Source organism: Streptomyces sediminimaris, from assembly GCF_047049295.1.
In the GTDB taxonomy this organism is placed as follows: Bacteria; Actinomycetota; Actinomycetes; order Streptomycetales; family Streptomycetaceae; genus Streptomyces; species Streptomyces sediminimaris.
This window is the reverse complement of the sequence record NZ_JBJWOT010000001.1, coordinates 5,053,340-5,066,887: the sequence shown is the minus strand read 5'-3', so window position 1 is coordinate 5,066,887 and position 13,548 is coordinate 5,053,340. Positions and strand designations below refer to the sequence as shown.

The following is a 13,548-nucleotide window of genomic DNA, read 5'->3' as shown; positions in this document are numbered from 1 at the left end:
CGTGCCTCCCTACAGGCTGACCCCGACCGTGACCGGTTCGTTGACCAGCGTGATCCCGAAGGCCTCGCGGACACCGGCGACGACCTCGCGGGCGAGGGCGAGCAGGTCCTCGGTGGTGGCCGCGCCCCGGTTGGTGAGGGCGAGGGTGTGCTTGGTGGAGATGCGGGCGGGCCCGGTGCCGTAGCCCTTGGTGAAGCCCGCCTTGTCGATCAGCCAGGCCGCGGATGTCTTGGTGCGGCTCTCCCCCGCCGGATACGCGGGCGGCTCCACTCCGTCGCCGAGCCGCTCCCGCACGCGCGCGCGGAACGCCGCGAACTGCGCCTCCGTGAGGATCGGGTTGGTGAAGAAGGAACCGGCCGACCAGGTGTCGTGATCCTCGGGGTCCAGGACCATGCCCTTGCCGGAGCGCAGCTTGAGGACGGTCTCGCGGGCCGCGGTCAGCGGCACCCGGTCGCCGGGCTCGACGCCGAGGGCGCGGGCCGTCTCGGCGTACCTGATCGGGCCGGAGAGCCCGTCCGCGTCCTCAAGCTCGAAGCGGACGCGCAGGACGACGTAGCGCTCGGGATCGGACTTGAAGCGGCTGTGGCGGTAGGAGAAGGCGCACTCCGCGTTCGGAATCGTGACCGTCTCGCGCGTGCGGCGGTCGTAGGCGACGACCTCGGTGATGGTGGAGGAGACCTCCTGGCCGTACGCCCCCACGTTCTGGATGGGGGTCGCGCCCGCCGAGCCCGGGATGCCTGCCAGGCACTCGATACCGGCGAGGCCGGCCTCCACGGTGCGGGCGACGGCGTCCGTCCACACCTCGCCGGCGGCCAGCTCCACATGTGTGCCGCTCTGCTCGAAGCCCTTGGTGGCGATGACGAGTGCGGTGCCCGCGAAGCCCTTGTCGCCGATGACCAGGTTCGATCCGCCGCCGATCACCAGCAGCGGGGTGCCGGTGTCGTCGGCCTCGCGGACGGCGGCGATCACCTCGGCGTCGGTCGTCGCCGTGAGCTGCCGGGTCGCGGGACCGCCCAGCCGGAAGGTGGTCAGCGGGGCGAGAGGGGCGTCGTGGAGTTCCTGCACGGGCCCAAGACTACGAGACGCCACCGACAGCCCCGGTCGCGTTCCGCCGTCGGCTCGGCCACGCGCGCGTACGGCCCCGCCGGGGTGGGCGGGGCCGTACGCGCGCGTGCTCTGCTCGGGCGCCGGAACCCCCGACTCCACCTGTTCCTGGTGGGGCCCTGGGCGGATGGGGCACTGGGCGGGTGGAGAGCCCCCCGGGCGAGTGGGGCACTGAGCGGGTGGAGAGCCCTGGGCGGTCGGGGGGTCAGGAGGACGCCGGCTCGAGCACCGGCTCCGCCGTCCGTTCGCCGGCCGTGGCGAGTTCGGCGGCGCGCCGCCGGGTCGGGACCAGCAGCGCCGCCACCCCGGCGAGCGCGACGACCGAGGAGCCCGTCACGAGCGCGGGCTTCAGGCCGTCGACGAAGGCGTGGGCGGACTCGTAGCCGCCCTGCGCCAAGAAGATCGACGACATGATCGCGATGCCGAGTGCGCCGCCGACCTCGCGCAGGGCGTTGTTGGCACCGGAGGCGATGCCCTGTTCCCTGGGGCGGACGCTGGACATGACCAGGTTGGAGGCCGGGGCGAAGAACAGCGCCATGCCGATGCCGCTGACGATCAGCCCCGGCAGCTGGGAACCGTAGGAGACGCCGGCCTCCACCACGACGGCCAGCCAGCCGAGGCCGGCGGCCTGCAGGAAGAGCCCGGTGGCGACGACGGGGCGGCCGCCGATGCGGTCGGACAGGATGCCTGCGATCGGCGCGACGAGCATCGGCATGCCGGTCCAGGGCAGCATCCTCAGGCCGGCCTCGGTGGGCGAGTAGCCGAGGACGCCCTGCATGAACTGGCTGAGCAGGAAGATCGAGCCGAACATGCCGAGGAACATCAGCAGGCTCGCGGCGTTGATCCCGGAGAAGGCGCGGGAGCGGAACAGCCGCATGGGCAGCATGGGGTTCCCGGCGCGCAGGCTGTAGAGGACGAAGCCGATGAGCAGTGCGGCGCCGGCGAACAGGCCGGTCATCACCAGCGGACCGGTCCAGCCGTCGGCGGGCCCGCGGACCAGGCCGTAGACGATCCCGAAGAGGCCGCCGCTGGCGAGCAGGGTGCCGGGGACGTCGAGGGGGGCGCCGGTGCCGTGGGACTCGGCCAGGCGCAGCCGGGCGAGTGGCAGCACGGCGATGCCCAGCGGGACGTTCAGCCAGAAGATCCAGTGCCAGGAGACGTGCTCGGTGAGGCTGCCGCCGATCAGTGGTCCGGAGGCCACGGCGAGACCGTTGACGGCGCCCCATATGCCGTACGCCATGCCGCGCTTGGCGGCGGGCACGGCGGCGGTCAGCAGGGTGAGCGTCAGGGGCATCATGATGGTCGCGCCGACGCCCTGGACCGCGCGGGCGGCGATCAGGGAGTCGATCCCGGTGGCCATGGCCGCCGCGGCGGAGGCTCCGGTGAAGACGGTGAGGCCGGCGAGGAACATCCGGCGGCGGCCGAAGCGGTCGCCGAGCGCCGCGCCGAACATCAGCAGGACGGCGAAGGTGAGGGTGTACGCGCTCACCGTCCACTCCAGGTCCCCCAGTGCCCCGCCGAGATCTTTGCGGATGGAGGGCAGGGCGGTGGTGACGACGAGGTTGTCGAGGGCCGCCATGAATCCGGCGACGCTGGTGATGACGAGGGCCCAGGTGGTTCCCCCGCGCCGTGCGGTCTGCTGTGACATCGCTCCCCCAGCGGGTGAGCCGACCGCTGCTGCGGCCGGTCTGGTTAGTTATTGATGACTAATTTTTACGGGCATGAAAAGGCGCCGTGTCGTCCTTCCGTAACGCCCTTTCCGTGGGTCACTTCCCCAGCCGTCCCTTGAGCCGCGCCTCCGGGAACAACCCCTCCCAGACCCGGTGCTCCGGCGGGAAGCCCATCGCCACCAGGCAGTTGATGAGCATTCCGTACGCCATGAACGTCGTCGTCTCCTCGACGTCGGCACCGAGCGGCAGATGGACCGTGTCCCACAGCCGCATCCAGCCCGCCCGCACCTCCTCGCCAAGCTCGTGGTCACCGGCCTGCTCGGCGGCGGCGACGGTGACGTACATCTGCATCTGCATCAGCAGCCGCTCGGGCTGCTCCGCGATGACCCTGGTGTACGCGTTCGCCATGGCGAGCTCGGCCTCTTCGCCCTCCAGCCCCTCGGCGGCCTCCTGGAACGTGCGGACGGTGTCCTCCATGCACCGCTGGGCCGCCGCCAGGAAGATCGCCTTCTTCCCCGGGAAGAGCCGGAAGAGATACGGCTGCGAGACCCCGACCCGCTTGGCGATCGCCTCGGTCGAGGTGCCGTAATAACCGCCCCGGGCGAACTCGGCGGTCGCCGCGCGGATGACACTCTCGCGCCTCTCTTCTGCACTCATCCTGACCATGCCGGTAAGTTAGTACTCAATCACTAACTACGTCAAGGGGCGGCCGGAACGACATTTCGGCTTTCGGCGGGCCGCGCGCCGTAGTCCGCAACGGGGCGCCGGGGCCCCCGACGCGGCAGTCGTGACGTTCAGCGGAACGGCCACCGGCCTTCATCCGTTGTCGCACGTAGGGGGCCCGACGCAGGTAAGAGGCGCCCGCCATGGCGAGCACCCCTTACCGCGGTTTCGGTTTCCCTCCGGTCTCCCCGTCGCTCAGGGCGCTCAGGGCCGCTCAGGCCAGCCGTACGACCGCCCGCGACATCCCCAGCACCTTCTGGCCCCCACTGGTCACCGTGAGGTCCACGCGAACCGTGTTGTCATCGAGCTTGGCGGCGACCTTGCCGCTGACCTCGATCGTGGCGCCCCGGTCGTCGTTGGGGACGACGACGGGCCGGGTGAAGCGGACGCCGTACTCGACGACCGCGCCCGGGTCACCGGTCCAGTCGGTGACCACCCGGATCGCCTCGGCCATGGTGAACATGCCGTGCGCGATGACGTCCGGCAGCCCGACCTCCTTGGCGAACTTCTCGTTCCAGTGGATCGGGTTGAAGTCCCCGGACGCGCCCGCGTACCGGACCAGCGTCGCGCGGGTCACGGTGAAGGTCTGGGCGGGCAGTTCCGTGCCGACCTCGACGCCGTCGTAAGCGATCTTCGCCGTCATCGGTTCCTCACGCCTCCCCTGCCGCGCGGGCGACGAGCTTCGTCCAGGCGGTGACGACGTGCTCGCCCGCCTCGTCGTGGACCTCGCCGCGGATGTCCACGATCTCGTTGCCGGCCATGGACTTGACGGCCTCGATGGTCGAGGTGACGGTCAGCCGGTCCCCGGCGCGCACCGGGCGGACGTAGGCGAACTTCTGGTCGCCGTGCACGACGCGGCTGTAGTCCAGGCCGAGTCGCGGATCCTCGACGACCTGGCCCGCGGCCTTGAAGGTGATGGCGAAGACGAAGGTCGGCGGGGCGATCACGTCCGGGTGACCGAGGGCCTTGGCGGCCTCCGGGTCCGTGTACGCCGGGTTGGGGTCCCCCACCGCTTCCGCGAACTCGCGGATCTTCTCCCGGCCCACCTCATAGGGCTCGGTGGGCGGGTAACTGCGCCCCACGAAGGACTGGTCGAGCGCCATGGCTCGGCACCTCCTGGTGTCTGCCTGTCGACGACCGGCGGATGCGCCGGGGCCGGTCGGGTCGGTGGTTGGTGGTTAGGGGTTGGCGGTTAGGGGTTGGCGGTTGCCGGTTGCCGGTTGGTCGAGACGATGGTTGGTCGGGACGGTAGCTGGTCGGCCGGGGCTCCGGTGGGGCCGGTGACCCGGTCGAGCGGGGCTCCGGTCGTGCCGGTGGCCGCTCGGGACGGTAGCTGGTCGGCCGGGGCCCCGGTGGGGCCGGTGACCCGGTCGAGCGGGGCTCCGGTCGTGCCGGTGGCCGCTCGGGACGGTGGGCCCGTAGGGACGGGGGTCCGGTTGGGTCGGTGGCCGATTGCCGAATGCCGTCGACCGGTCAGACGAATGCTGTCGACCGGTCAGACAAGTGCCGCCGGGCGGGCCACCGACGCGCGCGAGCAAGTCCGTCGGCCGGTAGTCCCGGCACTCGCTGCCAGTCGACCGGTAGCCGCCGCCGATCGGACGGTAACCGGGACCGAAACGACGCGAGGCCGCCCCCTGACTGTAGGGGGCGGCCTCGCGAACGAGCCTGATTTATCGCGTCTCGCGGTGCGCGGTGTGCGCGTTGCAACGCGGGCAGTGCTTCTTCATCTCAAGACGGTCCGGGTTGTTACGCCGGTTCTTCTTGGTGATGTAGTTCCGCTCCTTGCACTCCACGCAGGCCAGCGTGATCTTCGGGCGGACGTCGGTGGCAGCCACGTGAGTGCTCCTTGACGAACGGATGGGATGATTTAACGCAAGAAAGAGTAGCCGATCGAAGGACCGACCCCGCAATCGGCTACTGTCAGTAGCGGTGACCGGACTTGAACCGGTGACACAGCGATTATGAGCCGCTTGCTCTACCGACTGAGCTACACCGCTGCGATGCGATCCGTTCCCGCCAGGCGACGGGAACCTCACACACCAGAGCCCCAAAACGGAATCGAACCGTTGACCTTCTCCTTACCATGGAGACGCTCTGCCGACTGAGCTATTGGGGCGAGCGATGAAGACATTACACGCTCCGCCGCCGTTCGCCCAAATCCGTTTCGCGGCCCCGTCCCGGCCTGTTCCACGACCTGATCCGTGACCGGATCCACGGCCCGATCCACGGCGTGATCCACGGCCTGATCCGCAATGTGTGACTGCTCCCGCCCAGGTCCGTCCCCCTGCTGCCCACGAGTCGCTGCGGTCTCTGCCGTACGGCGGGCCACACCGGTACGACTATTGCGCTCCTCCCCGACACGGGCGGATCGCCGTCCTAGGCTCGACCCACTCTGCGTGATCTTGCGTCTTGCCGCACAGTCCCCGAGCACCTGGAGTGCGATGCCCGAGAGCCAGCCGCCGTCCCACTCGTGGTCCTCATCGTCGTCCTCGTCGTCGTCCTCGTCGTCGGGCGCCTCGGGCGATTCGGGTTCCCCGGGACAGGGGGGCGACCCGTCCGCGCTGCTGCTGTGCGGGGCGCGGCTGACCGACGGACGGACCGTGGACGTACGGCTGGGCGGCGGGCGCATCGAGGCGGTCGGCACCACCGGCAGCCTGGCCGGGGGCGGACCACCGGGCTGCGGCACGCGCGTGGATCTCACCGGTTATCTGCTCCTGCCGGCGCCGGCAGAGCCGCACGCCCACCCGGACGCCGCGCTGTCGGCCGAGGGCGACGGACCGGTCTCCTACGACTCCGAGGACGTCCAGCGCCGGGCCACGGAGGCGGCGTTGCTCCAGCTGGGACACGGGGCGACCGCGCTGCGCGCCCATGTGCGGGTGGGTGACGTCCAGGGGCTGGGGGCGCTCGCCGCCGTACTGCAGGCGCGGCGTTCGCTGCGCGGGCTGACGGAACTGACGACGGTGGCGATGCCGAGGGTGCTGACCGGTGTGGCCGGTGCGGACGGGCTGGCGGTGCTGCGGGACGCACTGAAGATGGGCGCGTCCGTGGTGGGCGGCTGTCCGGACCTGGACCCGGATCCGACCGGGTACGTGGAGGCGGTTCTCGAGGTCGCCTCCGAACACGGCTGCCCAGTCGACCTGCACACCGACGCCGCCGACCCGGCCCGGCTCGCCCGCCTCGTCGCGATGGCGGCGGGGCTGCGCCCCGGTGTGACGCTCGGCCCGTGCGGCGGCCTCGCCGACCTGCCCACCGAACTGGTCCGGCGTACGGCCGACCAGCTCGCGGCGGCCGGGGTGACGGTCGTATGCCTGCCGCAGGGCGGCTGCGACGGTTCCGACCAGCGCGAGACGGCTCCGGTACGGCTGCTGCGGGCCGCCGGTGTGCGGGTCGCGGCGGGCAGCGGCGCCCTGCGTGACCTGTCGAACCCGGTGGGGCGCGGGGACCCTCTGGAGGCGGCCTACCTGCTGGCCTCGCGGTACGGGTGGCGGCCCGAGGACGCCTACGAGGCGGTGAGCTCGTCGGCGCGGGCCGTCATGGGGCTGCCCGAGGTGCGCGTGGAGGCGGGCTTCCCGGCCGAGTTGCTGGCCGTGCGCGGCGACCGGCTGGCCGGGGCGCTCTCACTGGCGTACAGCCGGATCGTGGTGCACCGGGGACGTGTGGTGGCGCGCACGAGCGCGGTACGGGAGTACTGCAACTCGGCCGCGACGGAGTTGGGGCTGCCTCGGCAGGGGCGGGGCGAGTTGTCGTAGGGGTGCGGGCGCTGCTGAGTGGTCACCGCTGCTGCTGAGTGCTGGGCGTGCCGACGCTGAGCGTCGGAGGGTGGGGACGTGCGCGGGGGCGTGCGCGGGCGCACACGCCGGACATGTGCGCGGGCGCGTGCGCGCCGGGCGTGCGTTTCGCATGCGCAGCCTGAGTCGCGGTCCAAGTCGTGCGGCGGACGCGGCCGTCCGGGCGTACGGTCGGAAACATGCGCATTGTCATCGCTGGTGGTCATGGTCAGATCGCGCTGCGGCTCGAGCGGCTGCTCGCCGCGCGCGGTGACGAGGTGGCGGGCATCATCCGTCACGCCGAGCAGCGCGACGACCTGCGGAAAGCCGGTGCCGAACCGATCCTGCTCGATCTGGAGTCGGCGTCGGTGGAGGAAGTGGCGGCGCAGTTGCGCGGCGCCGACGCCGCTGTCTTCGCGGCGGGCGCGGGACCGGGCAGCGGGGCAGCCCGCAAGGACACGGTGGACAAGGGCGCGGCGATCCTGTTCGCGGACGCGGCGGTCCGGGCCGGCGTACGGCGCCACGTGGTCGTCTCGTCGATGGGCGCCGACCCCGCGCACCAGGGGGACGACATCTTCGACGTGTACCTGCGCGCGAAGGGCGAGGCCGACGCGTACGTACGACGGCTCGACGCGCTGGACGCGACGATCCTGCGTCCGGGCATGCTGACGAACGACGCCGGCACCGGTCTCGTACGACTGGAGGCCCACACGGGCCGTGGTCCGATCCCGCGCGACGATGTGGCCGCCGTACTGGCGGAGTTGGTGGACACGCCGGCGACGACCGGTCTGATCCTGGAAGTGATCAACGGTTCGGCTCCGGTGTCGGTGGCGGTGAAGTCGGTCGCGGGGAACTGAGAAGCCGTACCGGCTGACGAAACCCTACCGGCCGAGGAAGTCGTACCGGCCGAGGAAGTCGTACCGGCCGAGGAGCGTATCGACCCAAAAGGCCGTATCGGCCCATGAGCCCGTCCGGGCTGCCTAGAACAGTGGCAGCTGGCCCGGGATGTCGGGGAGGACGTAACCGTCCAACGCCGGTTGTGTCGCGTCGGGTTGGGGCCGGCGGCGGGAGCCGGGGCAGGAGACGAGTACGCCGTTCTCGCGCGCGTCGGGCGGGTCGTGCCGCGCGAACCGGCCGGCGACGACGGCGATCTCGCGACGGCATTCCGGGCAGCGCCTGCGACGAGTGGACATGGGGTCAGTGTGCCCTGGACGGGCACGTGTTGCGTGCGGAGCGCACACCTGGCCGGGCCACGATCCGCCGATGCGCCGATGCGCCGCCGCGCCGCGATCGGCCGGTGCAGGGACACCACGACCGGCCGCCGGTACGGGTACGGTCAGCCGATGTAGGGGGACGTACGTGTCCAATCCATCGCGTGGTCGATGCGCAGGCGCATCGTCGGATGGATGTCCAGGCCGGGCAGGTCGTCCGGGGCGACCCAGCGGGCGGCGGGGGTCTCGCTGCTGGTGCGGAGTTCACCGCCTGTGGGACGCGCCCGGAAGCAGATGCTGAACTGCTGACGGACCTCGCCGTCGTCGTAGCGCATGACATGGCCGGGATCGGTGTAGAGCCCGGAGAGGCCGACGACCTCGACCTCGATCCCCGTCTCCTCCCGGACCTCGCGCACCACGGTTTCGCTGATGGACTCCCCCACCTCGTGCCCGCCTCCGGGCAGTGCCCAGCGGCCGTTGTCGGAGCGCCGGATCATCAGTACGTATCCCGCGCTGTTCTGCACGAACGCCACCACGGAGGGCACCACCGAGTTCGCCGGCGGGGCGCTGGGGTCGTGGAGGTAGTCGATCCGTCCCATATATGCGTACGTACCCCGTTCTGCCCGGGACCCGATATTGCCCTTGCTTAAGTCAATCAACTGACTTAGCTTAAGCTGTCGCGCACGCACGACGCCGGTACCAGCACCCGCAGCACACGGACGCAGGCCCGGCGTCCCACCAGCGCGCCCATGCCCGCCGCACTGAGCCCACGGAGGCCCGGCCCATGTCCCCTGCACTCCCCCGCCCAGCCGCCGACGGCGGGGCGGTGAGCGTGGCGCCGCGGGCCGGTGCCGTCGTCGCGGTCCTGGCCTTCGGCGGGATCGTGGTCTCGCTGATGCAGACCCTGGTGATTCCGATCGTCCCGGAGCTGCCGAAGCTGCTGGCCTCCCCCGCGTCCGACACCGCGTGGGCCGTCACGGCGACGCTGCTGGCCGCCGCCGTGGCCGTTCCGATGATGGGGCGGCTGGGAGACATGTACGGCAAGCGCCGGATGCTGCTGGTCAGCCTCGCGCTGCTGGTCGCCGGCTCGGTCACGGCCGCGCTGAGCGACTCACTGGCCCCGATGATCGTCGGGCGGGCGCTGCAGGGCATGGCCAGCGGTGTGATCCCGCTCGGCATCAGCATCATGCGGGACGAGCTGCCCGCCGAACGGCTCGGCTCGGCCACCGCCCTGATGAGCGCCTCCCTCGGCGTCGGCGGTGCGCTCGGGCTGCCCGCGGCGGCTCTGATCGCGGACAACTTCGACTGGCACGTGCTGTTCTGGAGTTCGGCGGGGATGGGCGTCGTAGCGCTGCTGCTCGTGCTGTCCGTGGTACCGGAGTCGGAGGTGCGGACGGGCGGACGGTTCGACGTCGTCGGCGGCCTCGGGATGGCGGCCGGCCTGCTCTGCCTGCTGCTGCCGATCTCCAAGGGCGGCGACTGGGGCTGGGGCAGCGGCACCACGCTCGGCCTGTTCGGCACCTGTGCCGCGGTCCTCCTGCTGTGGGGCTGGTACGAACTCCGCACCGACCAGCCCTTGGTCGACCTGCGTACCACCGCCCGCCGCCAGGTGCTGGTCACCAACCTCGCGTCGGTCGCGCTCGGCTTCGGCATGTTCGCGATGTCCCTGGTGCTTCCCCAGCTGTTGCAGTTGCCCGAGGCGACCGGCTACGGACTCGGCAGGTCCCTGCTCACCGCGGGCCTGGTCATGGCCCCGTCCGGCCTGGTGATGATGGCCGTCGCCCCGCTCTCCGCCGCCCTCTCCAGGGCCAAGGGCCCGAAAGCCAGCCTGATGCTCGGCTCCCTCATCGTGGCCGCCGGCTACGGCCTCAACATCGTGCTGATGGCCGAAGTCTGGCAGTTCGTTCTTGTGTCCTGCGTCATCGGCTCCGGCATCGGCTTCACCTACGGCGCCATGCCCGCCCTCATCATGGGCGCGGTGCCGCCGTCGCAGTCGGGCGCGGCCAACAGCCTCAACACCCTGATGCGGTCCATCGGTACGTCGACCGCGAGCGCCGTCGCCGGCGTCATCCTCTCCCAGATGACCACCGGCCTCGGCGGCGTCGCGCTCCCCTCGGAAGACGGCTTCAGAACGGTCCTCGCGGTGGGCGGCGGCGCCGCTCTGCTGGCTTTCGCGGTGGCTTCGTTCATTCCGCGGCACGGGATGGGATCAGCCGCGGGCGCGCCTGAGACCGAAGCCGGGGTCGTCGGGGAAGAGAACGGAGCCGGGGTCAGGGAAGAGGACGGAGCCGGGGTGCAGGAAGAGAGGGGAGCCGGGGTCGGGGCCGAGTCCAGGGTCGCGGGCGAGGCCGGGGTCGGGGGCGAAGCCGGGGTCGGGGGCGAAGCCGGGGTCGGGGGCGAAGCCGGGGTCGGGGGCGAAGCCGGGCGAGCGGGCTCGTAGGGCTCGCGGACGTGGACCTCGTACGCCTCGTGATCGCCAGGGTGGTCGACGGAGCATGGTGCCACCGGGTTTGACCTGACAGAACAAACAGCATGCAGCACGAAGACCCCTCTCCACTCCGCGTTCCCGCAGGGTGGAGGGGGGGTCTTCCGCAGCGTGGCGGCGCAGGTTTCGAAATCTGCGAAGGCTGAGCCGGCAGATTGTGCGGTGAGTTGCGCGATACACCCCGCCGACGGCAGTCGTTCGCGCGCCGTTGGCGCCGCGACGTGCTGTTCCAAGTTCTGGACGTCCCCTGGACGTCCATACGGGAGGCGCCGACCGTGCGGTTCGGCGCCGAGACCCGCGTGAAGCTACTTGCCTGTGAAACTACTTGCTCAGGACGATGGTGTTGTTGCACCCCAGGGTCGAGCCGACGTTGGTGCTCTGGGTGCCGGGTGAGCCGTTGCCGTTGTGCGCGTTGGCCTCCAGGCCGTTCTCGAACCCGGACTGCCCCTGCACGTCGACGTTCTCTTCGGTCGTCGTGCATGTGGTGCTCTGGCTGAATTGCGTCGTCTGGCTCTCTTGAGCGCTGTGCTCGCGCCCGTGTGCGTGTCCGCGGCCGTGTGCGTGTCCGCGCCCGTGTTTGGGATTGTGCCCGTCCCCGTACCCGTGGGCGTAGGCGGTGCCGGAGCCGAGGAAGCCGACGGCGCCGAGGAGGACGGCCACGACAACGGTCTTGCGAGGCTTGTGCATGTCTTCTCCAGGTGTTGAAACGACGCGAACGTCATCTGCCACGCCACAAGATGACGAGAGGTTAATGCGCAAATGTCCTATATCTGCTCGTCGGCACGCCGGATCGTCTGATCAACGAGCGGGGGCACAGTCGGTCCGCCGGCAAGCCCAAGTTCCTTGCCGGGCCGAGGCCTTGCGAGACCGAACGCGGACGTGACCCCTCCCCCAGAACCACCCGTGTGGCCGCGCCTCGAGCGCGAGGCGGGATGGGCCATTCGACGCTGAACCAACCTGCACGCCGATCTACTGGCGACGAGCCCTCCCGCTTCAACACGGCGGCCCTGCCGCAACCGCTCTCCGGTCTCTGCGGCCCAGCCTTAAACCACTCTCCTCTCCGCTCTCCGGTCTCTACGCAACGCGCATCCCGGTGTCGAGCGGCAGGCGAGAGGCTGGCACTTCCGGAAGTCCGAGCCCTCTGGGCCTTGTGAGCGCGGAGGTTCCCGAGGGCCAGACCCGGCGAGAAAGGGATCACCACGTAGAGCCGCGGCGAAGGCGGGGGCTTTGACTTTCACGCCGAGGCGCAGAAGAAGCTTGCGTTCGAACGCCAAACAGAGCGAGACAGTGCGCCGATCATCGAGGCACATGACCAAGGGCCCTGTGACCTGCCGTTTTGGCAGGTCACAGGGCCCTTGGTTTTCCGTGTGGCGGCGCCAGGATTCGAACCTGGGAAGGCTGAGCCGGCAGATTTACAGTCTCATCACGTCCAGCGGGCCGCCTAGCCTCTGACCTCCGATGATGCCCGTCGCGTGATCCCGATGACGTTGCACCGTCCACGCCTCGTCCACTACCGAAGCCCCCTTCCGCTCATTCCGTCATGAAGCGATGCGCGGCCAGGCCGAGACTGGCCGTCCCCATGAACGCTGCACCGCTGGCCCCGACGACCGCGGGCCCTGCGGCCCCAGCCATCTGAAAGAGCACACCCGCGGCAACAGCTCCAACCACGCTGGCCAGAAGAATGATCGCCAGCCAGACGGCCTTCTGCGAAGGGTTGTTCCCGTTCACCTGTTCTCCTCCCCTCAGCGCTTCTGCGCCGAGAGACCTCGTTCGCCAACGCCTCCCCTGGCGGGCAATCCCAAGGTGACAGAGACAAAACCGCAGGTCAAAGGGCATAGTGAGCGTTACTGGAGGAGACTACCTGCCGTCCTGATGTACCACATGAGAGCCTGCGAAGTAGCAAAATGACCTTTGAGCAGAAGCGTTTGTCCGCTCTCAGGGGAAGGTATAAGGAGGAACCCCCGGGACCCCTGGTACCCCTGGGACCCCTGTACCCCCGGTTTCTCCTTCAGGAAGGTCGATGACTTTGCCCAACCCCCTCTTTCCCTCTGCGGTCAGGAAGCTCGAGCAGGCGGCCGACCGGGCTGCGCGGCGCGGGAAGGTCCCATTTCCGCCATCGTTCGTCAGGTCCCAAATCGACGGAGTACGACCGCCCCTTGCCCGACTCATCCAGGGCGGCCGGGGAGGAGAGGTCCGCCTCAAGCTCTATCTATGCATCACGATGATGGCTACGGCTAAGCCGTACGACCTTCGACAGCCACCGGCTCCGCATGCGTGGGCACGCATGCTCGCCTTACCTTCCGATACAGGGCCTAGGCGGGTAAACAGCAACCTAAAGTGGTTGAGTCAGAACGGGTTCATTGAATTGGAACCTAGGCGTGGCAATACCCCAGCCATCAAATTGATCTCCACCGAGCAGCCGGGAGGTGTATACGTCCGCGCAAGTACTCAGGGACGGTACGTGGGTATCCCCATCGAGTTCTGGCGGCACGGCTGGATTCTCCATCTGAGTGCAACTGGAATCGCACTGCTCTTTGCGCTAATAGAAGCTCAGGGCGGATACAAAAAGCCACGTTACATCACTAAGG

The 13,548-nt window shown here is 69.9% G+C and carries 13 protein-coding genes and 2 tRNA genes; 3 read left to right on the top strand and 12 right to left on the bottom strand.

The window, feature by feature from the left end:
• Nucleotides 1-9: 9 nt before the first annotated feature.
• The 8 genes from ACJ9NR_RS23680 to ACJ9NR_RS23645 all read right to left on the bottom strand — a co-directional run bounded on the left by ACJ9NR_RS23680 (nucleotide 10) and on the right by ACJ9NR_RS23645 (nucleotide 5,613).
• On the bottom strand, nucleotides 10-1,065 hold the full coding sequence (locus tag ACJ9NR_RS23680; protein WP_412494342.1) for a UDP-N-acetylmuramate dehydrogenase: 1,056 nt from the start codon (nucleotides 1,063-1,065) through the stop codon (nucleotides 10-12).
• Between the two features lie 244 nt (nucleotides 1,066-1,309).
• The gene (locus tag ACJ9NR_RS23675) at nucleotides 1,310-2,752 is read right to left on the bottom strand and encodes a DHA2 family efflux MFS transporter permease subunit (RefSeq protein WP_412494341.1); all 1,443 of its coding nucleotides are present in this window, start codon (nucleotides 2,750-2,752) and stop codon (nucleotides 1,310-1,312) included.
• A 118-nt stretch (nucleotides 2,753-2,870) separates the two neighbouring features.
• Nucleotides 2,871-3,440, bottom strand: coding sequence for a TetR/AcrR family transcriptional regulator (locus tag ACJ9NR_RS23670; RefSeq protein ID WP_412494340.1), 570 nt, complete (start codon nucleotides 3,438-3,440; stop codon nucleotides 2,871-2,873).
• Nucleotides 3,441-3,711: 271 nt separating this feature from the next.
• Complete coding sequence (locus tag ACJ9NR_RS23665) at nucleotides 3,712-4,140, bottom strand: MaoC family dehydratase (protein WP_412494339.1); 429 nt, start codon at nucleotides 4,138-4,140, stop codon at nucleotides 3,712-3,714.
• A 7-nt stretch (nucleotides 4,141-4,147) separates the two neighbouring features.
• Entirely contained in the window at nucleotides 4,148-4,600 is a 453-nt protein-coding gene (locus ACJ9NR_RS23660) for an FAS1-like dehydratase domain-containing protein (protein WP_412494338.1), read from the bottom strand.
• Nucleotides 4,601-5,167: 567 nt separating this feature from the next.
• Nucleotides 5,168-5,332, bottom strand: a complete 165-nt coding sequence (gene rpmG, locus ACJ9NR_RS23655) for a 50S ribosomal protein L33 (protein WP_003948671.1) — start codon at nucleotides 5,330-5,332, stop codon at nucleotides 5,168-5,170.
• Between the two features lie 89 nt (nucleotides 5,333-5,421).
• Nucleotides 5,422-5,494 (bottom strand) — tRNA-Met (locus ACJ9NR_RS23650).
• Between the two features lie 46 nt (nucleotides 5,495-5,540).
• Nucleotides 5,541-5,613, bottom strand: a tRNA-Thr gene (locus tag ACJ9NR_RS23645).
• A gap of 325 nt (nucleotides 5,614-5,938) precedes the next feature.
• Between ACJ9NR_RS23645 and ACJ9NR_RS23640 the strand changes: the two genes are divergently transcribed.
• Both ACJ9NR_RS23640 and ACJ9NR_RS23635 read left to right on the top strand, forming a co-directional pair.
• The gene (locus ACJ9NR_RS23640) at nucleotides 5,939-7,246 is read left to right on the top strand and encodes an amidohydrolase family protein (protein ID WP_412494337.1); all 1,308 of its coding nucleotides are present in this window, start codon (nucleotides 5,939-5,941) and stop codon (nucleotides 7,244-7,246) included.
• A gap of 218 nt (nucleotides 7,247-7,464) precedes the next feature.
• Nucleotides 7,465-8,121 carry an NAD(P)H-binding protein gene (locus tag ACJ9NR_RS23635; RefSeq protein ID WP_412494336.1) on the top strand — a complete coding sequence of 219 codons (657 nt, stop codon included), beginning with the start codon at nucleotides 7,465-7,467 and terminating at the stop codon, nucleotides 8,119-8,121.
• A 123-nt stretch (nucleotides 8,122-8,244) separates the two neighbouring features.
• Here the strand turns inward: ACJ9NR_RS23635 and ACJ9NR_RS23630 are convergent, their stop codons facing one another.
• The gene (locus ACJ9NR_RS23630) at nucleotides 8,245-8,457 is read right to left on the bottom strand and encodes a hypothetical protein (RefSeq protein WP_412494335.1); all 213 of its coding nucleotides are present in this window, start codon (nucleotides 8,455-8,457) and stop codon (nucleotides 8,245-8,247) included.
• 143 nt (nucleotides 8,458-8,600) lie between these two features.
• Nucleotides 8,601-9,074 carry an NUDIX hydrolase gene (locus tag ACJ9NR_RS23625; protein ID WP_412494334.1) on the bottom strand — a complete coding sequence of 158 codons (474 nt, stop codon included), beginning with the start codon at nucleotides 9,072-9,074 and terminating at the stop codon, nucleotides 8,601-8,603.
• 185 nt (nucleotides 9,075-9,259) lie between these two features.
• On the opposite strand from ACJ9NR_RS23625, the gene ACJ9NR_RS23620 reads away from it, so the two are divergent.
• Complete coding sequence (locus tag ACJ9NR_RS23620) at nucleotides 9,260-10,915, top strand: MFS transporter (RefSeq protein WP_412494333.1); 1,656 nt, start codon at nucleotides 9,260-9,262, stop codon at nucleotides 10,913-10,915.
• A gap of 366 nt (nucleotides 10,916-11,281) precedes the next feature.
• Here the strand turns inward: ACJ9NR_RS23620 and ACJ9NR_RS23615 are convergent, their stop codons facing one another.
• Both ACJ9NR_RS23615 and ACJ9NR_RS23610 read right to left on the bottom strand, forming a co-directional pair.
• Nucleotides 11,282-11,647, bottom strand: coding sequence for a hypothetical protein (locus ACJ9NR_RS23615; protein ID WP_412494332.1), 366 nt, complete (start codon nucleotides 11,645-11,647; stop codon nucleotides 11,282-11,284).
• Nucleotides 11,648-12,490: 843 nt separating this feature from the next.
• The gene (locus ACJ9NR_RS23610; RefSeq protein ID WP_345660768.1) at nucleotides 12,491-12,688 is read right to left on the bottom strand and encodes a hypothetical protein; all 198 of its coding nucleotides are present in this window, start codon (nucleotides 12,686-12,688) and stop codon (nucleotides 12,491-12,493) included.
• Nucleotides 12,689-13,548: the final 860 nt, after the last annotated feature.